The organism is Flavobacterium praedii (assembly GCF_026810365.1).
Lineage (GTDB): Bacteria > Bacteroidota > Bacteroidia > Flavobacteriales > Flavobacteriaceae > Flavobacterium > Flavobacterium praedii.
On sequence record NZ_CP113948.1, the window covers coordinates 2,707,356 to 2,729,170 of the forward strand.

The 21,815-nt window shown below is 31.8% G+C and carries 17 protein-coding genes; 8 read left to right on the top strand and 9 right to left on the bottom strand.

Annotation, left to right across the window (positions count from 1 at the left end; translation table 11 throughout):
• The first annotated feature begins 22 nt into the window (after positions 1 to 22).
• From OYT91_RS11680 to OYT91_RS11695, 4 genes are all read left to right on the top strand, one after another.
• Positions 23 to 1,279: an aspartate kinase gene (locus tag OYT91_RS11680; RefSeq protein WP_281238099.1), complete on the top strand. Its 1,257-nt coding sequence runs from the start codon at positions 23 to 25 to the stop codon at positions 1,277 to 1,279.
• 188 nt (positions 1,280 to 1,467) lie between these two features.
• The gene (locus OYT91_RS11685) at positions 1,468 to 4,899 is read left to right on the top strand and encodes a DUF8818 domain-containing protein (RefSeq protein WP_281238100.1); all 3,432 of its coding nucleotides are present in this window, start codon (positions 1,468 to 1,470) and stop codon (positions 4,897 to 4,899) included.
• Between the two features lie 52 nt (positions 4,900 to 4,951).
• Positions 4,952 to 5,431 carry a hypothetical protein gene (locus OYT91_RS11690; protein ID WP_281238101.1) on the top strand — a complete coding sequence of 160 codons (480 nt, stop codon included), beginning with the start codon at positions 4,952 to 4,954 and terminating at the stop codon, positions 5,429 to 5,431.
• A gap of 149 nt (positions 5,432 to 5,580) precedes the next feature.
• The gene (locus OYT91_RS11695; protein WP_281238102.1) at positions 5,581 to 6,642 is read left to right on the top strand and encodes a glycosyltransferase; all 1,062 of its coding nucleotides are present in this window, start codon (positions 5,581 to 5,583) and stop codon (positions 6,640 to 6,642) included.
• A 65-nt stretch (positions 6,643 to 6,707) separates the two neighbouring features.
• Here OYT91_RS11695 and phoU read toward each other — a convergent pair whose 3' ends face one another.
• The 4 genes from phoU to pstC all read right to left on the bottom strand — a co-directional run bounded on the left by phoU (position 6,708) and on the right by pstC (position 10,315).
• Positions 6,708 to 7,388, bottom strand: coding sequence for a phosphate signaling complex protein PhoU (gene phoU / locus OYT91_RS11700; protein ID WP_281238103.1), 681 nt, complete (start codon positions 7,386 to 7,388; stop codon positions 6,708 to 6,710).
• A 98-nt stretch (positions 7,389 to 7,486) separates the two neighbouring features.
• A complete protein-coding gene (pstB, locus tag OYT91_RS11705; RefSeq protein WP_281238104.1) occupies positions 7,487 to 8,245 on the bottom strand; it encodes a phosphate ABC transporter ATP-binding protein PstB in 759 nt (252 codons plus the stop codon).
• Positions 8,246 to 8,294: 49 nt separating this feature from the next.
• Positions 8,295 to 9,239, bottom strand: a complete 945-nt coding sequence (gene pstA / locus OYT91_RS11710; protein WP_281238105.1) for a phosphate ABC transporter permease PstA — start codon at positions 9,237 to 9,239, stop codon at positions 8,295 to 8,297.
• 2 nt (positions 9,240 to 9,241) lie between these two features.
• Positions 9,242 to 10,315: a phosphate ABC transporter permease subunit PstC gene (gene pstC / locus OYT91_RS11715; RefSeq protein WP_269221642.1), complete on the bottom strand. Its 1,074-nt coding sequence runs from the start codon at positions 10,313 to 10,315 to the stop codon at positions 9,242 to 9,244.
• Between pstC and OYT91_RS11720 the strand changes: the two genes are divergently transcribed.
• On the top strand, positions 10,305 to 10,475 hold the full coding sequence (locus OYT91_RS11720; RefSeq protein WP_281238106.1) for a hypothetical protein: 171 nt from the start codon (positions 10,305 to 10,307) through the stop codon (positions 10,473 to 10,475). The genes pstC and OYT91_RS11720 overlap by 11 nt on opposite strands.
• A 50-nt stretch (positions 10,476 to 10,525) precedes the next feature.
• Here the strand turns inward: OYT91_RS11720 and OYT91_RS11725 are convergent, their stop codons facing one another.
• The 5 genes from OYT91_RS11725 to OYT91_RS11745 form a co-directional block, all read right to left on the bottom strand.
• Positions 10,526 to 11,359 carry a phosphate ABC transporter substrate-binding protein gene (locus OYT91_RS11725; RefSeq protein WP_269221640.1) on the bottom strand — a complete coding sequence of 278 codons (834 nt, stop codon included), beginning with the start codon at positions 11,357 to 11,359 and terminating at the stop codon, positions 10,526 to 10,528.
• Positions 11,360 to 11,391: 32 nt separating this feature from the next.
• Positions 11,392 to 12,774, bottom strand: a complete 1,383-nt coding sequence (locus OYT91_RS11730; RefSeq protein ID WP_281238107.1) for a putative porin — start codon at positions 12,772 to 12,774, stop codon at positions 11,392 to 11,394.
• A gap of 536 nt (positions 12,775 to 13,310) precedes the next feature.
• A complete protein-coding gene (locus OYT91_RS11735; RefSeq protein WP_281238108.1) occupies positions 13,311 to 14,630 on the bottom strand; it encodes a porin in 1,320 nt (439 codons plus the stop codon).
• A 182-nt stretch (positions 14,631 to 14,812) separates the two neighbouring features.
• Positions 14,813 to 15,904: a sensor histidine kinase gene (locus OYT91_RS11740; protein WP_269221635.1), complete on the bottom strand. Its 1,092-nt coding sequence runs from the start codon at positions 15,902 to 15,904 to the stop codon at positions 14,813 to 14,815.
• A gap of 66 nt (positions 15,905 to 15,970) precedes the next feature.
• Positions 15,971 to 16,654, bottom strand: coding sequence for a response regulator transcription factor (locus OYT91_RS11745; protein WP_269221634.1), 684 nt, complete (start codon positions 16,652 to 16,654; stop codon positions 15,971 to 15,973).
• Between the two features lie 238 nt (positions 16,655 to 16,892).
• Here OYT91_RS11745 and OYT91_RS11750 point away from each other — a divergent pair, with 238 nt between their 5' ends.
• The 3 genes from OYT91_RS11750 to OYT91_RS11760 all read left to right on the top strand — a co-directional run bounded on the left by OYT91_RS11750 (position 16,893) and on the right by OYT91_RS11760 (position 21,779).
• Complete coding sequence (locus tag OYT91_RS11750) at positions 16,893 to 19,697, top strand: TonB-dependent receptor (protein WP_281238109.1); 2,805 nt, start codon at positions 16,893 to 16,895, stop codon at positions 19,695 to 19,697.
• A gap of 452 nt (positions 19,698 to 20,149) precedes the next feature.
• Complete coding sequence (locus OYT91_RS11755; RefSeq protein WP_269221632.1) at positions 20,150 to 21,340, top strand: beta-helix domain-containing protein; 1,191 nt, start codon at positions 20,150 to 20,152, stop codon at positions 21,338 to 21,340.
• A gap of 100 nt (positions 21,341 to 21,440) precedes the next feature.
• Complete coding sequence (locus OYT91_RS11760) at positions 21,441 to 21,779, top strand: T9SS type A sorting domain-containing protein (protein WP_269221631.1); 339 nt, start codon at positions 21,441 to 21,443, stop codon at positions 21,777 to 21,779.
• The last annotated feature ends 36 nt before the right edge of the window (positions 21,780 to 21,815 follow it).

Consider the following 21,815-nt stretch of genomic DNA (forward strand, 5'->3'; position numbering starts at 1 on the left):
AAATCTAAAATCAAAATTAAAAATGAGGGTATTTAAATTTGGAGGTGCCTCTGTAAAAGATGCAGCCGGTATCAAAAACGTTTATGACGTTTTACAACAAGTAGGTTATGAAGATGTATTAGTAATTGTTTCCGCAATGGGAAAAACAACTAATGCTCTTGAAGATGTTATTAAAAATTATTTTGACAAATCCCCTGAACTAAGTTCATCGGTACAAGAAGTAAAAAAATACCACAATCAAATTTTATTGGATTTGTTTGAGGATGAAAAAATTGAAGTTTTTTCGGCAGTAAATGCACTTTTTACTGATTTAGAATATTTCTTGGCCCATAATAAATCCCCTAATTATAATTTTGTTTACGATCAGATTGTAAGTTACGGAGAATTAATATCGACTACTATTTTGAGTCATTTCATGTCTTTCAAAGGAATTCAGACTCAGTGGTTGGATGTACGAAACTTTATAAAAACAGATTCAACGTATAGAGATGCAGAAGTTGATTGGGAATTGACACAAAAAAATATTGCCAACAACATAAAACGCAAAATCCTGAATATTACTCAAGGTTTCTTGGGTTCCGACGAAAATAACTTTACGACTACTTTGGGTCGTGAAGGATCGGATTATAGTGCCGCTATTTTTGCTTATTGCTTAAATGCCGAAAGCGTAACGATCTGGAAAGACGTTCCTGGGGTTATGAATGCCGATCCAAGATATTTTGAAAATGCTAGTCTGCTAAATCAAATTTCTTATCGTGAAGCCATCGAATTGGCTTTTTATGGAGCATCTGTTATTCACCCAAAAACGTTACAACCATTACAGAAAAAAGAAATTCCTTTATATGTAAAATCATTTATCAATCCTTTGTTGCCGGGAACTCGCGTTTCCAAAGGAGCTGATCTGGAACCTTATTTACCTTGTTTTATCGTAAAGAGAAACCAACTGTTGATTTCATTATCATCGATTGATTTCTCATTTATCATGGAAGAAAACATCAGTGAAATATTTGGTTTGTTTCACCAATTCAAACTTAAAGTAAATTTGATTCAGAATTCAGCAATTAGTTTCTCTGTTTGTGTAGAAGATAAATTTGGTAATTTCAACGAACTGAATGCCATTCTTTCTAAAAAATTCAAAGTAGATTTCACCGAAAATGTGACATTATACACCATCAGACATTTTAATGAAAATGCAGCTCAAACGGTTGAAGAAAACAAAACGGTACTGCTAAAACAAGTGAGTAGAGAAACCATGCAAATTGTAACGAAAGAAAATTAAAGTTTCTCCGTTTAAAACACAAAAAATGGAAGTCAAGTATTTGGCTTCCATTTTTTTTTGTACAAAACTGTTCTTCATTTCATTAAATAAGAAAAAACCATCATAACCAATCAATATTCTGAAGTCTTTAAATTAACAAATCATAAAATAATAAACACTATTTTTGACGCTTTGGAGTTATACTATTTATGTTTAAAAAAGTATTATTTTGGATTGTCCTTTTTTCTATTTCTGAGCTTCAAGCACAAGAAATAAATTCAGGCTATACCACAAAAAAAATTGCTTTTACAACTGACACGATTTATCTGGAATCGGTAAGTATCAATTCTAAATATTTTAAAATATTGGATAACAAAAACCATGTTATTGATAGTTCTTTATACCAAATAAACTCCCCAAAAAGTTTCCTTTTATTAAATGCTCAGACACAATCTCCTACAGATACAATTACAGTATTCTACCATAAATATCCTGAAGAATTAACAAAAGAATACACTATTTACGACACAAGTAAAATAATTGACAACGAGGCCAGTAATCAAAATTTATATAAAATAGAGCGCTTTTCTACTCCAAAAGCCATACCGTTTGATGGTCTTATAGCAACGGGAAGTCTTTCAAGAGGAGTTACAGTTGGCAACAATCAGAATGCTGTGGTCAATTCGAAATTAGACTTCCAAATAACAGGCAAAATATCCGAAAAAATTACGATTCGGGCATCCATTCAAGATACAAATATTCCCATTCAGGATGGCAGTTATTCGCAGCGTCTGAATCAATATGATAATATTTTCATGGAACTCTTTACAGATCGCTGGAACCTTCGTGCCGGTGATGTCTTCATAGGCAACAAAACCACACGATTTCTTGCATTCGACAAAAAAATTCAAGGTTTATCTGCTACAATTAATTTGGGCAGCGATGACAGCAAAACAAATTTATTTGCTTCTGCCGGACTTGTTACCGGAACTTATGCCAGCAGCAATTTCAACGGACAAGAAGGCAATCAAGGCCCTTATAAATTAATTGGAAAAAAAGGCGAATTGTACGTCTTAGTTATCATAGGATCGGAGAGAGTTTATGTCAATGGTGTTTTATTAGGCAGAGGTGAAGACAAAGACTACACAATCGATTATAATTCGGGTGAAATACAATTTAACGCTCAATTTCCAATTACATCAGAAATGAGAATCGTAGTAGAATACCAATATTCCGAAAACAACTATACTCGATTTGTCACCTATGATGGAGGCAGTTTTACCGATAAAAAATGGAATTTTGGAGCAGCAATCTATTCAGAAACTGATTTAAAAAACCAACCTATTCAGCAAAACTTAACAACTGAACAAGCACAAATTTTAAAAGATGCCGGGGACAATCCTGATTTAATGATTGCACCTTCCGCTGTACAGGATACCTATGACGAAAAAAAAATACAGTACAAACAAACAACAATTGGCACAGCAATCATTTACGAATATTCTAAAAATTCCACAGATGTACTTTACAATGTAACATTTACGCTAATTGGCAAAAACAAAGGGAATTATATTTTGACTAATCCAGCAAGTGTGGATAAAATATTTGAATATGTTGCACCAATAAATGGAATTCTACAGGGAAATTATGAGTCAATTATACAATTAGTAGCACCTGAAAAAGCACAAGTGGCAACTTTCTTTGGCAAATACAATCCTTCTGAGAAAACCGCTGTTGATTTTGAGTTGGCTATTAGCAATAATGATAAAAATTTATTTTCAACCGATGACGACAAAAACAATCAAGGTCTAGCAGGTATAATTAACGCAAAACAGCGACTGTACTCAAAAAAATGGACGGTAGATGCATTTGTTAACTTTCAAGCAATACAAGCCAATTTCAAAACAGTAGAACGCATTTACAGCATCGAGTTTTACCGAGATTGGAATGTCAATACAACAATAATTGGTGATCAAAGTTTGTTGGGAACAGGAGTTAATTTTAATTTAATTCCAAATAAAGAATCAAAAGACTTGGCTACTCTAACATATTCGTTTGAAAAACTAGCCCTTTCCGATTCCTATTCGGGTATAAAGAATACTATAAATGCTGGATTTGAACTTAAAAATTGGACTATTAAAAACGATGGAAGTTATCTAAAAAGTGACGATGCAACCAATGCAACAACGTTCTTGAGAAACTATTCACACATACGTTATAATCATAAAAAAAACTGGGTAGGAAACACACTCAAGTTTGAGGACAACCAAGAGAAAAATAAAATAACCAACCAATTTTCACTACTGAGCCAGCGATTTTCGGAATATGGTCTGTATGCAGGTCATGGTGACAGCACCAAAGTCTATGTACAATTAGGGTACTCAAAAAGAATAAATGATAGTGTTCAAAATGGATTGCTACAAAGAGTAAACACATCAAACAGCTATAATTTGCAATCCAAATTATTCAAGACCGAAAATCGTGATTTGTCTGTCTATATAAATTACAGAACCCTGAATTTTAATGATCCAACCCTAAAAATGACACCTTCACTGAATTCAAAAATAATGTACAGTGATCAATTTTTCAATAAATTAATTCAAAGCAACACTCTCTATCAAACTAATTCTGGAACTATGCCATTTCAGGATTATACTTATGTTGAAGTTCCTGCAGGACAAGGAAAATATACTTGGAATGATTACAATGGAGATGGAATAAAAGATTTAGAGGAATTTGAAATAGCCCCTTTTTTAGATTTGGCAAAATACACTAGAATCTTTTTACCCAATCAAATTTATATAAAAACCAATCAAAACAGATTTTCTCAATCTATTATAATTAACCCAATTGTTTGGCAAAACAGTAAGGCATTCCAGAAAAAAATGTCGCATTTTTATATGCAAACCACTTTCACTTTAGATCGAAAGATCAAAAATAATGGAGCTCATTTAGCGCTAAATCCATTTGAATCTTCAGTTGAGGCCCCATTAGGATTACTAAAATTTTTCACAAATAGTCTGTCTTTCAATCGTGGAAAAAGAGAACATTCGGCAACTTATACTTATACAAAAAATGAATCACAAAATTTATTGTCTATTGGCACCATCAAAAACAGCAATAGTTTTCATCAACTTCAATACCAACATTTACTAAATAAGAGTTGGTTAATTGACATTCAAGCCAAAACAATTCAAACTAAAACGGAATCCGAAACATTTACCGAAAAAAATTACACCATTAAAGGCTATTTATGGAATCCAAAAATTAGTTACTTGTATTCTAAAGACATCAGTTTAGACCTTTTTTACGAATATAGCGACAAGAAAAATACGATTGGAAACCTAGACTTATTAACTCAAAATCGATTTGGAACAGCTTTTAGTTTCATTGGCAATTCCAAATTTAATGTAAACGGAGAAATCGCATTGTATAAAAATAAATTTATCGGTAATGAGTTTTCATCAGCAGGATATCAAATGCTGGAAGGATTACAAAAAGGGCAAAATATAACTTGGAGAACACTATTTCAGATGAATTTGACGAAATTCCTAGATTTAAATTTTGTTTACCAAGGTAGAAAAAGTGAAACTAGTCATGCAATTCACAACGGAAGCGTTGAATTAAGGGCTTATTTTTAGAGAGTTATAAAAATATATACTAACTTTATATTCAATTTTAAAACAATTAGACATGAAAAAACTACTATTATTAAGCCTCTTCTTTATCGTTACAACTTCTTTTTACGGACAAACCACTAAAGCTGTAGCAAAAACCACTAAAGAAAAAGCTATTAAAGAAACCAAAAAAACTACTGATAAAGTAACCAAGGATTCAAAAGAAACTGTAAGCAAAACTACTAAAGACTCAAAAAAAACTACTGAGAAAGCAACCAAAGATTCAAAAGAAACTGTTAATAAAACGACAAAAGAAACAAAAAAATCAGCTGACAAAGTAACAAAAGACGCCAAATCAAGTATTGAAAAAACTACAAAACCAACAACAAAAGAAGTTAAAAAAGAAACTGCCAAAACCATAGAAAAATCAAAATCTGGTATAAAAACTGCCGATAAAGTAACAGGAGAATACAATGGCAAAAAAGTATATACAGGCCCACAAGGTGGTAAATACTACATCAATTCCAATGGAAATAAAACATATATTAAGCAATAAACATAAAACTTTTAAGCGATCTGAAGGCTACCCTAATTGGTTAGCCTTTTTTTTATAGTAATTAAATAATCTTTTAGTAATATATTGCAAACATAAAACGGTGAAGCAACAAGTATCTTTATACTTACAACTAAACGGTAAGACTCTCAATGAATTTAAACTCCGAAAATAAAACCATTTTAATTGCGCCTTTGAACTGGGGATTGGGTCATGCTACTCGCTGTATCCCGATAATCAAAGCCTTACAAGAAAACAATTTTACTCCAATTATTGCCTCCGATGGAATTGCACTTGAATTACTTCGAAAAGAGTTTCCTTATTTAAAAACCTTAGAATTACCTTCCTACCAAATTGAATATGCTAAAAATGGTAAAAATTTTAAATGGAAATTGATTAAAAGTTTACCCAAAATGTTAGAAGCCATTCGGGAAGAAAAAAACATTGTTAAAAAATGGATTAAAAAATATGAAATAAACGGAATCATTTCTGACAATCGTTTAGGTGTTTTTAGCAAAAATATTCCATCCGTATTTATAACGCACCAATTGAATGTTATGACTGGCAATACCACATGGATTACCAGTAAATTACACCAACATATCATAAAAAAATACAAGGCTTGCTGGGTCCCTGACATCAATGCACAATTAAATTTGACAGGGAAATTGGGCCATATAGAAAATAACACTCTAAAAGTTCAATATTTAGGCCCATTGAGTCGTATGCACAAAATGGCACTTCCCGTTCAATATGACTTGATGGTTATTTTATCAGGTCCCGAGCCGCAAAGAGGCTTATTAGAAACCCACCTCAAAGAAGAAGTTAAACGATTTCAAGGAAAAGTAGTATTCATAAAAGGCATTATCGAATCGGAACAAATAAAGGAACAAATAGAAAATGTAACTTTTTATAATTTTATGAAAACCAGACAATTGGAACAAACATTTAACGAAAGTAAAAAAGTACTTTGTCGATCTGGATACACTACGATTATGGACTTGGTTAAATTAAATAAAAAAGCTTTTTTCATACCTACTCCGGGACAATATGAACAAATTTATTTGGCCGAAAAATTACAAAAAGAGGGTTTAGTACCTTACTCAACCCAAGAAGATTTCAAAATTGAAGATCTTTCCCAAATTGACCAATTTAAAGGATTACCAGAATTGGACACTACAGTAAATTGGGAAGAACTTTTCAAAGTGTTTTAAAAAACAAAAGTCGAAACAATTAACTGTTTCGACTTTTGTTTTACTGATACAAATTTATATTGCTATTATCCTTCAGACATTAAACCTTCTAGATTTTCATGTTTAATAATTTTAGCATTTATCATAAAATAAACATACTCCGCTATATTCGTACAATGTTCTGAAATACGTTCCAAATGTTTTAATACTATAACCAAATTGGTTCCAGAAACAACAGCTTTAGAATTCACTTTCATTTCATTAATAATGTCATGAATAGCATCTTCACAATGGTTTTTAATATCTTTATTCAATACAAATATTTCACCAATTGTATTTTCATCACGAGTGATAAAACAATTATTAGTTTTTACGGTTACCAATTCTACTTGTTTAGCAATTTCAGCAATATTAAACTTCACAATTAAATCGTGTTTCTCTTTAATGTTTTTTGCTTTTTTTACAATACTAATGGATAAATCCCCAATACGTTCAATCTCATTACTAATTTGCATTGCTGACATAATAAAACGCAAATCAGAGGCTACAGGCTGTTGTAAAGCAAAAATACTTTGACAAATTTCATCTATTTTGATGTCTAATTTATCGATTTTTGTTTCTGTTTTTTTTATGCTTTTCCCTTCAGCAGCTTCCGGTTCTTGCAAAAGTATTTTCACGGATTCACTCACTTGACTTTCTGCCAACTGACCGATTTTTTCAATAATACTTTTTAATTTATCTAATTCTAATTCTAAATATGATGCCATTTTTTTTAATTTAAAAATTAAAGGACTGTGTGATTACAAATAAATAATTGAAAGTTTCAAAAACTTTGAACGATTTAAATGTTTAATTTATAAAAAAATTAACCAAATCTTCCTGTAATATAATCTTCCGTTTGTTTTTGAGATGGTTTTGTAAATATAGAATTAGTTTTCCCCATTTCTATTAAATTCCCCATATAAAAAAAAGCGGTATAATCACTTGTTCTTGCAGCTTGTTGCATATTGTGTGTTACAATAATGATGGTATACTGCTCTTTTAACTCATGAACCAATTCTTCAATTTTAGAAGTTGAAATAGGATCTAATGCACTTGCCGGCTCATCCATCAATATAATATCTGGGCTAACTGCAAGTGTTCTACCAATACACAAACGTTGTTGTTGACCTCCAGAGAGTCCTAAAGCAGAATCATCCAAACGATCTTTTAATTCATCCCAAATAGCAGCTTTACGCAAAGAAGTTTCAACAATCTCATCCAACTCCGTTTTATCTTTTATTCCATTAATACGGGGACCGTAAGCAATATTTTCATAAATAGATTTCGGAAAAGGATTTGATTTTTGAAAAACCATTCCAATTTTTTTTCGAATATTAACAACATCAACATTTTTATCGTAGATATCAACCCCTTCTACGAGCATCTTTCCAGTAATGGAAACACTCGGAATCAAGTCATTCATTCTATTAATACATCTCAAAAAAGTAGATTTTCCACAACCAGAAGGTCCAATTAGAGCGGTTACCTTATTTGCTGGAATATCCATTGTAATGTCATTCAATGCTTGCTTTTCACCGTAGTATAATGATAAATCATTAACTTTTATTTTTATGTCTTTCATTTTTTATTTGTTAAATCTAAAATAATAAATTATTTAGTTAAACTGAATGTTATTTTGCTTTTCTTCTGATTCTTGATCTAATAATTACTGCCACTACATTCAAAGATAAAGTTAAAATTAACAATACCAAAGTGGTAGCAAATTGTATAGGCATTGTTTTCTCTACATCAGAAGATTGAGTTGACATGATGTAAATATGGTATCCTAAGTTCATAAATTGATCACTTAACGAACCTGGCAAAGTTGCTAGATAGTAAGCGGCACCGGTAAATAAAATCGGTGCTACTTCACCTGCTCCTCTACTTACCGCAAGAATTGTACCAGTCATTATACCAGATACGGAACCAGGAAGGACTACTTTTTTAATCGTTTGCCATTTGGTAGCGCCAAGCGCTAAACTTGCTTCTCTTAATTCTCGAGGTATAGTTTTTAATGCTTCTTCAACAGAAACAATAATTACAGGCAAGGTCAACAAAGACATTGTTAAACTAGCCCAAAGGATATTAGGCTGTCCCCAACGCAATTCTCCACCGTTAAAAGCAGTATCTGCACCAGCGCCTAAAAATTGAATAAAGAAACCAAGCCCAAAAAGCCCAAATATTATCGAAGGTACAACCGCTAAAGTTCGAACTGAGAATCGTACGGCTGCAGCAAACTTAGAATTTTCACTAGCATATTCTGTTAAGTAAAGAGCGGTAATTGTTCCGAAAGGAACTGCAGCAATTGACATTATAATTACCAAAATAAATGTCCCAATTAATGCTGGAAATATTCCTCCTTCGGTCATACCATTCGTTGGAAAAGAAGAAATAAATTCCCAAGAAAATTTAGTTCTACCTTCATAAACAATGATTCCTAAAATGATAAAAAGAATTGCAATAATAAGTACAACTGCTAATTGAGTTGCACCAACAAAAATCTTCCCTTTAATATCTGAAGCACTTTTTTTACTTGAAAAAAAATGTACGTCTGTATCTTTTAAAACTTTATCCATAATTATTTACCTTGGAATTTTTTCAACAATTTACCTTTTACATAAAACTCTGCAATTGCATTTAAAGCAAATGAGAAAATAAAAAGCAATGAACCTATAAAAAACAACACACTATAATGTGTATCACCAAAAACAGTTTCGGACATTTCTGAACCAATAGTTGCAGCAAAAGTTCGAACACTTTCAAATGGATTTGCCGAAACTAAAGCAGCATTACCTGTGGCCATCAATGCAATCATCGTTTCACCAAAAACTCTACCAACACCTAATAAGAGTGCAGCAAAAATACCTGGGGTTGCAGCAGGTAGAACAACAAAAAATGCAGTTTGCCACTTACTTGCACCTAATGCTAAACTTGCCTCGGTATACGTTTTTGGAACAGCTGCCAAAGCATCTTCAGAAATAGTATAAATAATAGGAATTGCGGCTAATGCCATCGCAACACCACCGACAAAAGCATTCAATCTAGAATCGTAACCAAATACATTTTGAAAAAAACTTGCCAAAACCATTAAGGCAAAAAAACCAATTACTACCGAAGGAAAAGCAGCAAGCATTTCAATAATAGGTTTGATTATTTCTTTGACTCTTTTGGAAGCAAAACAAGAAGTGAATAATGCCGCAAGAACTGCCAAAGGTCCGGCAATAAGCATTGCGATTATGGTCACCTTTAAAGTCCCTATTAACAATCCTAACAATCCAAATCTAGGATTATCAGAAACAGGAACCCATTCTGTAGTAAAAAAAGTACTCCAAGTTCTATCAGCTCCTTCTTTATTTTCGGAAACAGCATCCATAGTTTCATCAGGAGTAGGCACACTTAAATCTTCTTTTGGAGTATCTCCATACGATTCTGGTTTCAAATCATCTGTTGAAACTGGTTCAGATCCGTATGTTTCTGGTTTTAATTCCTCTGTTGGCTCAGCGCTGTAAGATTCTGGCTTTAATTCCTCTGCAGGTGTACCATACGTTTCTGGTTTATTGGCAGAATTAGATTGAATTTCGGTCTTTGCTTTATCAGAATTACCAAAACTAAATAATGGCAATGATTCTTTGAAAACAAAAATGAAAATCAAAAAAATTATCGCAATTGACAAAAAAGCAATTGTTGAAATGATTTTCTCGGCAAGAAATTCAGAAAGCCGGAATTGTTTCTTTAAACTTTCTTTGGTAAAAGTTTGTTTGATTGGAGATTGGGAATTCATCCTTTTCTATTTAGGAATTGATATTGTTTAAACACAAATATCCCCCACTTAAAAAAATGAGGGATATTTTCTTTATCATTATTATTTTAAAGGAAAATAACCTACCTCTTCAATCATTCCTTGACCTGCAGGGCTCAAAATCCAATCGATAAAAGCTTTAGTTTCACCTGTTGGTTTTGATTTCAAATACATATACAAGTATCTTGAAATTGGGTATGTATGATTTTTAATTGTTGCACCTGTTGGCAAAATTGCTGGGCTTTTATCATCTTTTTTAACCGCACAATCTTTTACCCCTTCTGCATAAGCAGCTCCACCATAACCGATTGAGTTTTTGTCTTTTTTAACTGCATTTACAATAGCTGCTGTTCCTGGTAATGTTTGACAAGCTGGTGAAAAATCAGTTCTAACTACATTGTCTTTAAAGAATGTAAAAGTACCTGAACTACTTTCTCTACCGTATAATTTGATAGGAGCATCTGCACCACCAACTTCTTTCCAGTTTGTAATTTTTCCAGCAAAAATTTGTCCAATTTGTTTTATGGTCAATGTTGATACAGCATTAGATTTATTCAAATAAATAGACAAACCATCTTTTGCACAAGGAATTTCAACTCCCATAGAGTTGTATCTTGCTTTCAATTTTTCTACTTCAGAAGGTTTGATCGGACGACTTGAATTTGCAATGTCTGTTGAACCATTGATTAAGGCAGCTAAGCCAACTCCAGATCCACCACCGGTAACTTGAATCGAAGTTCCAGGATTTTTCTTCATGTAAACTTCAGCCCATTTTTGAGATAAAATAACCATGGTATCTGAACCTTTAACCGTTACTTTATTAATTGTAGTAAAAGAAAAACCAATTCCCATTACAACTAGTACAATTAATGCTACTTTTAATTTTGTTGTTTTCATTTTGATATAAATTATTATTTTTTTTTTAAAATTTAGAAACTTGCTTGAAATCTTAATGTCGCTGTATTATTTGTAATATCCTTATTATAAATACCACCAACGGTTGAACTAGTTTCGTTTATTGGTAATGTATAACCCAATCCTATTTTAGTATTTGTTGTAAAGAAGTAATGTACTGCAAAACCCCAAGTATGCACTTTTAAATCTGGAGCAACAGTTACTTCATTTCCTGATAATTTATTATTTGGATCCCATGAATCATATCGAACTCCACCTTGGAACTTTGTACCAAAATTTTTCTCTACTGTTACATAATATCCAGTAAAGTCTCTCTCACCACTAAAATTAAAAGAAGGGTTATTGTTTACAATTGCAGCTCCTGCTGTTCCAGAAATCACCCCTTTATTAAATTCAGATTTAAAAGCAATCCCACCTAACAAATCACTAAAAACTTGTATTTCAGCCCCAAACCATTGTTTCTTTAATTTATCTCCAACTGCTGCTGTAAAAGGTTTATTATTTACATCACTATAAGTACCTGCTGCGAAAACAGTATTTTTACCGTAATATCCACTGGCACCAAAATCAATCCCTAGACCTTGTTTTGGGAATTGTAAAGAATATGTTGTTCTTAAAACAAAATCTTTTTCACTATCAACATCTGTAACTTGATTAGCAATTGGTCCTTCTCCAAAGTTTCCATTAAATGCAGCTAAATCAATTTTCAAAGGGATCTCATATTGCGTTGCAAGATTCATACTGATTTTTGCTCCTAAATCTCTTTCTTGTGGATATAATATTCCAGACATTCTAGTTCTTTCCATTAATATTCTATCTCTTGATGAAAATTCAACTTCATAATCAGGTCTATTGAACTGACCTATCCATAATTGAAACGAATTAATCCAAGGATCATTTAATTGCACATAAGCATCTTTCAGAGTTACAGCACTAAATGAAAAATTGGGTTGCAAAACGAAAATCACTCCTTCTAAAGGTTGATATGTAAATTTTATTCTTGCTCTTCTAATATTAAAAGAATTGTTAATATCAACAGGATTAGTAGACAAAGGTATATTGGTCTCTGATGAATTTGGCTTAAGTTGGTAATACGTGGTTTTTGCAGGAGTTGTCCCGCTTGCCGGTGTTACCACAGGAACATCTTGATAATTATACATTTCAAATTGAACCTGCATATATCCAGATATTTTTAACTTAGTCATTCTGTCTACTTGCTCTTGCATAGGCGACAATTGTTCGTTAAGAGCATCAAATTTCATCTGATGTTCGTTTATCGATTGTTGTAAGGAATCTATACTAATGGAACCCATTGACTTAATAGAATCATTTTCAACCTCTTGAGCATTTGCTATTCCAAATCCAAATGCTAATACAGCAACTATAATTTTTTTCATATTCACTTTGAACAAGTATTAATTTTGCGCAAAGGTGATACTGCAATGTTAAGTTAAAGTTAACACAACGTTATTTAGATGATAATTTAATGTTAATAAGTTTTTTCTCAAATATTTAAAATGCTTTTTTTTGTTTTTTATTTTCATAAAAACCTGTTTTTATGCGTGTTAGGTCAAAATTAGAAATATTAACAAATGTTTAATTTAATTTAAATTAATTCCGTTTTGATCAAATTTTAAAGTTTTTTAAAGTGTAAAAGCAAACTTAGCTCCTAATTTAAATTAACATTCTAGTTAATATACTTTTATTAGTTATACAATATCCTCATTATTAACCTTTTAAAAATAACTTTACAAAAATAATCTAAATAAAAAGACACCTTTTTTTTTGTAGTGTTAAGTCTTTATGAAAAATATCACTTTCTTATTTTTAGACTATTAATAAGAAATAATGTAAAATTTAAGGCCCTCTTTTTTGCAATAAAAATGCTAACGCTTAGCTATTATTCGCAACTAATATTAATAATTTCTCTATACTAAAAATTAAATTGCACCTGTAATCTTAGTAAATTCCCTTGTTGTCTATTATCTTTTTTGGCACTATCTTCAAACGTTCGATCGGCTATGACCCATTCTGCAACAATTTCAAAAGCTTTAAATGGTTGCCATTCTAATCCAAATTCATAATCTCTTACAATATAACTTCTTGCGTCCTTTTCGAATTTCTTCCCACCATCATAATATTGAAATTTAGCAAAAGGATAAAGAAATTGATTTTTAGGCAAATCCCATTTATAATTCAAAGTCACATATCCGCCCTGTAAATCATCAGACTTTACTGAATTCGTGATTTTATCATAACGTGGTCCTTTACCAATATTATATTCCGTTTGAATACCAAAAGGTTTTGGATAAAGAACAAAACTAACTGCAGCACGCTTATCAACAACATAATCTTTGTTTAACAATGTAGTAACGCCAGATGAAATTTCATTTGTAAAAGACCATTTACCAGTATACGCTTGCAGACCTGGCTCGATAATTTGATTACCAACTACAAATGGATACGTTACCCTAGCTACAACATGTAAATCTCTGTTGGCTTCTGTCTTGTTAAGTGTTTGCCCATTATAAGCTCCAAATGCAAAAACACCATAATCTCCAGAACCTTTGTAACCATCTTTCACTAACATTGCAAAACGTTCTCTAATTTTACTAGGGGCCCAATAAAAGAAAATCCCTAAGTCACGCTCATTAGCTACGGCGCTATTCAAAGCATCATTCCGATCTAAAGTCAATCTATTTTGACTGGATTGTAAATTCTCAAAACCATAAGGAACTTTACTTTGACCAATACGAACTCTATATTCTTTTTTCTTATCAAATGACAAATCAAAATAAGCATCTCTCAGTTGAACAAAATTATTAACACCAGAACCTGGAGAACTGGCAAAATCAGGTTGTATATAAAAAAAAACATTTGAATTTATTTGACCTGAAAAAACCAAACGTGCTCTCCTAATAAAAAAACCATTATTTGATTTTGCACCTTCCTCTGAAGATGTTGTTCCCCAAGACTTATCACATTGGTCACAAGAAACTTTATCATTAGTAGAGAACAAACCATTATATCTTACTTGTGCATATCCTCGAATCGAGAATTTATCGTACCAATTTTCTTTTTTCTCCTCTGTTTTAGTCTCACTATCGTATAATAACTTATCATTATTGGCTTTCGTTCTGTTAATGGAGTCCATATAACGGGCAACCGCTTTTGTGATTTGATCATTCGTAACTTCTTGAGCATCAACTAAACCAAAAGTCAACACCATAATTGCAACTATAAATTTTTTCATTTCTATAATATGAATATTAATTTAGTGCAAAGTTGACACTCCAATGTTAAGTTAACGTTAACTCAATGTTATGTGGGTGATAATTTAATAGTAACAGATTTTCAATTTATGCTTTTTTTAAAAAAATATAGATTTAACATTCATATTATCAATACCTTATTAAATGATAATAAAAGAAATAATTATTTTACATTACTCTTTAAACCATATTGATCTGTAATAAATGTCTTTTCAAGTGTAAAAGAAAATTCAGAGCCAATTCCAAATTCACTCTCCACATATATTTTTTCTTTATGTGCTTCAATAATATGTTTTACAATCGAAAGTCCTAATCCAGAACCTCCTTCTGATCGAGAACCACTTTTATCCACTCTGTAAAAACGTTCAAAAAGTCTAGGTATATTTTGAGATTCTATACCTTCTCCATTATCCGTAACTCGAATTAATACTTTTTTATTAGTCAAATTCACAATAGAGACTTCCGTTAACCCACCTTCTTTTCCGTACTTTATAGAATTAACAATTAGATTCTCTATAACTTGTTGAATTTTATCTTTGTCACCATTTACCGCAATTGGTCGTATGTTATCATTTTCAAAGGCTAATGTTATTTTCTTCTTATCAGCTTTCATTTCCAACAAATCAAAAACATTTTGAATTAATTTTACAATGTCAAATTGTACGATATCAAGATTCAAATCTCCGGATTCTAATTTGGTGATCATATCCAAATCCTCAACTATATAGATTAATCGTTCAACTCCTTTTTCGGCACGTTTCAAGTATTTTTTTCGAATGGATTTATCGTCCATAGCGCCGTCAATAAGTGTTGATAAATAACCTTGAACAGTAAATAATGGAGTTTTTAGTTCGTGGGAAACATTTCCAAGAAATTCTCTACGGTATTCTTCACGCACTTGGAGCATTTCGATCTCAAGCTTTTTGTCAGTAGCAAACTTTTTAACTTCGCGTGTTAAAGTTTCCATATCTGTAGTGATCGGTTTATTGATAAAAGTACTTGATTCTAACAACGCAACATCATCGTAAATCTTTTTAACCCTTCGATAAATAAATCGTTCTACTCGATATTGCAAAACAAAGAAAGAAAAAACATAAACAAAAAATAGGCAAATAAAACCAAATAAAATAACTCTACTAAAAGACGATTTGAATAGAATCGCTGAAAGTATCATACAAAACCCTGCCACAAATAAACTGATATACAAAGATGATTTTATAGCAAACTTGTAACTTTTTTTAAAATTGACTTTCATTGGTGTTTATTCATGCGAAACTATAAAATTAAAAGAGTTTTAATTTCTTTCAAAATTACTATTTTATTATACTTCAAATTTATAACCTACTCCTTTTATTGTTTTAAAAAAATCATCTCCAATTTTCTCTCTTAATTTCCTAATGTGCACATCAATAGTACGCCCACCTACAACAACATCATTACCCCAAACTTTATCTAAAATCTCTTCCCTTTTGAAAACTTTACCAGGTTTTGAAGCTAATAAGTAAAACAATTCAAACTCTTTTCTTGGTAAAGCAATTTCTAGATTATCTTTTACAATTTTATATTCTTCGCGATTAATTTCTATACCGCCCACATTGATGGTTTCACTATTTTGATCTTGCTCTTTTAATCTTCGCAACAAAGCTTTCACTTTACTGACCAATAATTTAGGCTTAATCGGTTTGGTTATATAGTCATCGGCACCAGCGTCAAATCCTGCAACTTGCGAATAATCTTCGCTTCTTGCGGTCAAAAAAGTAATGATAACATTATTTAGTTCAGGAATTCTCCTTATGTTTTCGCATGCCTCCATTCCGTCCATTTCAGGCATCATGACATCCATTATTATAAGATCGGGCAATTCTTTTTTGGCTTTTTCAATTGCATCTTTACCATTTATAGCAGTAAAAATTTGATATCCTTCTTGTGCTAAATTATAGCCAACAATTTCTAAAATATCTGGTTCATCATCAACCAGAAGAATCTTGGTGTTTCTTTTCTTCATAAAAATAGCAAAAATTAAGTTTTTGTATTGTATCGCATACGCAAAATAGGATACAATGACTTTTATTGCATGGTAAAAGTAATAATAAACTAGTTGCATTAATATAAAAAAATCGGACTTAACTATAATTTAATATGTTAACAATTTCATAATGATTTTGACATGGATTCATAACTAATTGTTAACACTAGGACTAGATTGCTGCCTTTAATTTGCAGAAAATTAAATACTACACAAAATGAAATTAAAATTTCTATTCATTACACTATTTATTTGCGCTCTTGGAATAGCTCAAAACAAAGGCACTATATCGGGAGTTTTATTAGACAAAGATTCTGGAAATCAGTCCTTGCCTTTTGCTAATGTACTTATTAAAGGAACAAAAATTGGCGCTAATACTGATATCGATGGAAAATATACAATTACAATCGCTCCAGGAAATTATACCGTACAATTTAGCTTTCTAGGTTATGAATCAGCAGAAGCTCAAGTAACGGTAATAGCTAACGAAACCGTAACATTGAACAATTCAATAGGTTCTGGAAGTTACAAACTAAAAGACGTAGTTATTAAATCTAGCGGTGGTCGCGAAAAAGAAACGGCTTTATTATTAGAACAAAAAAACGCAATTGTAATCAAACAAAGTATTGGTGCTCAAGAAATGTCTAGAAAAGGAGTTAGCGATGTTGAGGAAGGACTAACCAAAATAACTGGAATTACAAAAGTAGGCTCAAGAGGACTTTTTGTACGTGGATTGGAAGATCGTTACAATAATTTATTAATCAATGATTTGGCAGCACCTACTAATAATCCTTTTTCAAAAATTGTCCCTTTGGATTTATTTCCGACAAATATTGTCGGGGTAATTGATGTGTACAAAACATTTAATCCAAATATCTATGGAGATTTTGCTGGAGGAACTTTCAACATTCAAACATCAAAAGTAAACAAGAGCGTTACAAAACTGAATCTTGGTTTTGGATACACAACTGGAAACAGCCTTACCGATTTCTTGCTTTCACAAGATGCTCAAACTACAAAAGGATTTATGGGTTTCAATGGAAACGAAAGAGCAATTCCTGGATTTCTTGGAGGAACAGCCACACGAAAAACATTTACAACAGATCAAGCATTAAATTCAGTAAACAATAACAAAGGTTTTAGTGTTAGTGAAGGTAAAAGCCCTCTAAACACGAGTATTAATCTTTTTCATGCTGAGAAATTCAACTTGAATAATAGCAACGTTTTCTCGTATTTACTTTCATTAAATTACGATAATAATTTTTCAATAAGAGAAGGTGTTGATAGAACTATTGATCTAGCGACAACAGGCTCAGAATATATTAATAATTTCATAACTACAGACTATCGTTTCAAAACTACCAATTCAGCATTGATTGGATTGAACTTTAGTACAGATAGATTGAAATTATCATTCAACACCATGTATATTAGAACTACTTTAAACTCTATAAAAGATCAATATGGCCAAAACGGTGTTAATACCCCACAAAACACATTTATCCGTACCAATCAATTGGACAAAAGTGATTATCTAAATACACAATTAATAGGTGATTATGCATTAACAAAAGATAAAAATCAAACTATTAAAGCGGGAGTTTCATTCGCTGTTACAAAGTTTGAGCAACCGGATCGTAAATTTTTCTCAGGATATAAAACAGGTAATGATGTGATTAGCACTTCATACGGTGGGAATAATTTCTTACGTCAGTATTTAACCGTTGATGGTAATTCATTTTACTCAACTTTAGTGGAGTATAATTTAAAATTTGGAAACAACGACAAGCAAAATAAATTAACAGTTGGATACAATGGGAATGGGAATACGATGGAATCTTCATACCGATTCGTTGCAAGTGCAGGAAATATTTTTTCTTCAAACATAAATAATGTAGATACTCAAATAACCAGCGACATTTTAGCAAATAATGTGGTTTTTAGCGAAAACTCTAATGCTACTTACAAAGTTAAACTTAACGAAATGGCAAATTCGGGTTATGCAAATGTATTTTTGAAATTTGGAGAAAAATTTGAAGTGAATGGAGGAATCCGATTTGAAAGTGCTATTAAAGAAACACATTACAGAGCATTGGGTTCGTTTGATTCTCCTTTCAAAATATTAAAATATGATAACGCCTATTTTTTACCTTCATTAAATCTAAAGTATTTACTAACTGAAAGCAGCAACATTCGCTTTGCAGCAAGTAAAACATATACTAAACCAGTTATCATGGAATCCTTTCCAATATCGTTCATCAATGCTGACGGAACTTCAACTCAAGGAAATTCAATTTTAAAAAACAGCGACAATTACAATGCTGACTTAAAATATGAGTTATTCCCAACAGCCAAAGAAATGGTAACTATTGGATTATTTGGAAAACACCTGATCAATCCAATCGAAAAAACGTTCATCTCAAACGCAACAACAGGAACGGTTACTACATTTCTAAATTCTGATAGTGCTAACTTATTTGGAGTAGAAGCTGAATTACTTATTGGATTAGATCGAATTAACGATAACTTAGCGAATTTTTCATGGGGATTAAACGCTACTTTGATGTCGTCAAAAGTTACTGTAAGTCCTATATTTGAATCCATAGATGAAGACGGAAATGTTACTGTAAAACCTTCTATCGAAACACACCAATCAAGATCATTACAGGGAGCATCGGATTGGTTGGTTAATTCGGATTTGAAATACGAATTTAGTTTCAGCAACGACTGGACCAATACTATGTCACTAGTGTATGGTGTTTTTGGAAAAAGAATATATGCAGTAGGTACTAATGGACAAGATAACACTTACGAATTACCTGTTCAACAATTAGATTTTGTTTGGGGAAGTAAAGTATCCGAGCATTTTGATGTGAAATTTACCGCAGATAACTTATTAAATCCATTACGTAAATTAGAATTTGGAAATGATGGCACATTAAAAGTGGCCGAAGCATCATTATTAGCTAATAGTTATAAAAAAGGAATTGGTTTCTCATTAAAACTAGGATACACTTTTTAAATCCAATACCACAATAAATAATCTAAGCTCCGTTTATCGGAGCTTTTTTTATTATATCTATAATCCATTTCTATTAAAAATTAAAATGACTATCCGTTAAGCAGACCATGATTGATTTTCTTGATACAGATTATTACAAATTCACATAAATTAATCTGTACCAATTTGTGATTTAAAAATCAGCGAATCCGAAAATAAATAATTAGAATTAAGCTAAATCTGTGTCAAATTAATACATTTAAGCTTTTACCTTTATTTAATGATTCGTGTAAAAACCTTATTGAGATTAGTAGATAACAGTCATAAAAATTAATGACTAAAAAAATGCATTAGTAGATAACATTCTCTTGACATTAACCTCATTTTTTGATAACCGTAAAGTAATATTCACATAACTCCCAACTTGAATTTAGCCTATACATTTGTCAAAAATAAAATCAAATAACAAACTTATGAAAACAAAATTTTTAGCTTTAGCACTTGTAACAGGGTTATTCTTAAATTCATGCTCAAGCAGCGACGATCCAACTCCAGTTACACCTCCTGCTACTGGTGAAATTACTGGTCCAATAACTAAGGACGTTACCTATGCTTATGGAAACTATACTTTGAAAGGAATTGTAAAAATCAACGCTGGTGTTACTGTAACTATTGAAGCAGGATCTACAATCACGATAGACAAAGCAACGGGAGACAATGCTCTAGTTGTTCTAAACGGAGGGAAATTAATCACAAAAGGAACTGCTGATAAACCAGTCGTATTTACAGAAAAATCAAAAATCCCAGGATCTTGGGGAGGAATCATTATGTATGGTGATGCTCCTGCAAAAGTAGCTGGTGGTACTACTACATCTACATCAGAAGATGGGAATAACATCTCTTACGGAGGAACAAATGCTACTCACAATGGTGGATCATTAGTCTATACAAGAGTTGAGTATGCTGGTTCAAAATTGGCTGATGGTCAAAAAGAAAACAATGGTTTTACTTTCTATTCAGTAGGTACAGGAACAACTCTGGATCACTTAGTATCATACAAAGGTGCTGATGATGGATACGAATTCTTTGGAGGAACTGTAAGTATGACAAATGCTATTTCTTACGGAAACTACGATGATGCTTTTGACTGGCAAGATGGATGGCAAGGTGCTACCAATACTAACTGGTATGCTTACCAAACTGGTAAAGGTAACTTCGGAATGGAAATCGAAGCTTCTGGAAATGACAACGCATTTGGACCAAAAATCACTAACATTACTCTAAAAAGAGAAGCTACTAATGTACCTGAAGTTGGAGACAACCAAGTTGATGCTTTCCAATTCAAAAAAGAAGGAAACGGAGAGTACAGCAATATCATCATAGATGGTTACGGTAACTTCACAGATGCAACTAGTAAAATTTTCTATGGAAGTGCAGTAAGAATTCAAGATGATGCTACAAATTTACACCAAGTAAATACATCTAAAATAAAAATTCTAAATGTAAAAATAACAAACACAACAAACTTATTGCCAATCGGAGCAACATCTGCAATAGTTGTAGCATTCCCAGCTGGTACATTTACACAAAGTACTACAGCAACTGGTGCTGCTTTAACAGCTGGCGCTTGGTGTACAGTAGACGGAGTTAATTTGTTGAAATAAAATTAAAACATTGAATTAGTTAAAAATACCTCTCATTTTTGAGAGGTATTTTTTTTTGAATCATTTTTTTTACTACATTTACTGTGAACTTACAAAGCCAATGACAAAAAACTACTTTTATATTACTCTTTTACTGGCCATTTTCTTTATAACTAGTGCAAGTGCACAAGAAAATAAACAACAGCCAAAAACGCAAGAAAACGCTTCAATTGAAGGCTTAAACTTGTACCCTAATCCTGTGACTAATGGCAAAGTATACATTACTTCAAAAAATGATTTAGAAAAAGAAATCATAATTTTTGATGTATTAGGTAAAAAAGTATTACAAACAGTACTAAGCTCAAAAGAATTAAACGTTTCCAATCTTTCCCCTGGAGTTTACATCATAAAGATTATAGAAGAAGGCGCTACAAGCAGTAGAAAACTAATAATAAGGTAATTCATCTAATACAAATCATAAAAGTTTCAATTCCGA

Coding starts and splice junctions, on each gene's coding strand:
- OYT91_RS11745 (WP_269221634.1), bottom strand. CDS start 16,654: ATGAAGAAAAGAAACACCAAGATTCTTCTGGTTGATGATGAACCAGAT.
- OYT91_RS11730 (WP_281238107.1), bottom strand. CDS start 12,774: ATGAAAAAAATTATAGTTGCTGTATTAGCATTTGGATTTGGAATAGCA.
- OYT91_RS11680 (WP_281238099.1), top strand. CDS start 23: ATGAGGGTATTTAAATTTGGAGGTGCCTCTGTAAAAGATGCAGCCGGT.
- pstA (WP_281238105.1), bottom strand. CDS start 9,239: ATGGATAAAGTTTTAAAAGATACAGACGTACATTTTTTTTCAAGTAAA.
- OYT91_RS11720 (WP_281238106.1), top strand. CDS start 10,305: ATGAAAATCAAAAAAATTATCGCAATTGACAAAAAAGCAATTGTTGAA.
- OYT91_RS11740 (WP_269221635.1), bottom strand. CDS start 15,904: ATGAAAGTCAATTTTAAAAAAAGTTACAAGTTTGCTATAAAATCATCT.
- OYT91_RS11695 (WP_281238102.1), top strand. CDS start 5,581: ATGAATTTAAACTCCGAAAATAAAACCATTTTAATTGCGCCTTTGAAC.
- phoU (WP_281238103.1), bottom strand. CDS start 7,388: ATGGCATCATATTTAGAATTAGAATTAGATAAATTAAAAAGTATTATT.
- OYT91_RS11735 (WP_281238108.1), bottom strand. CDS start 14,630: ATGAAAAAATTTATAGTTGCAATTATGGTGTTGACTTTTGGTTTAGTT.
- OYT91_RS11725 (WP_269221640.1), bottom strand. CDS start 11,359: ATGAAAACAACAAAATTAAAAGTAGCATTAATTGTACTAGTTGTAATG.
- pstB (WP_281238104.1), bottom strand. CDS start 8,245: ATGAAAGACATAAAAATAAAAGTTAATGATTTATCATTATACTACGGT.
- OYT91_RS11760 (WP_269221631.1), top strand. CDS start 21,441: ATGACAAAAAACTACTTTTATATTACTCTTTTACTGGCCATTTTCTTT.
- OYT91_RS11690 (WP_281238101.1), top strand. CDS start 4,952: ATGAAAAAACTACTATTATTAAGCCTCTTCTTTATCGTTACAACTTCT.
- OYT91_RS11685 (WP_281238100.1), top strand. CDS start 1,468: ATGTTTAAAAAAGTATTATTTTGGATTGTCCTTTTTTCTATTTCTGAG.
- OYT91_RS11750 (WP_281238109.1), top strand. CDS start 16,893: ATGAAATTAAAATTTCTATTCATTACACTATTTATTTGCGCTCTTGGA.
- OYT91_RS11755 (WP_269221632.1), top strand. CDS start 20,150: ATGAAAACAAAATTTTTAGCTTTAGCACTTGTAACAGGGTTATTCTTA.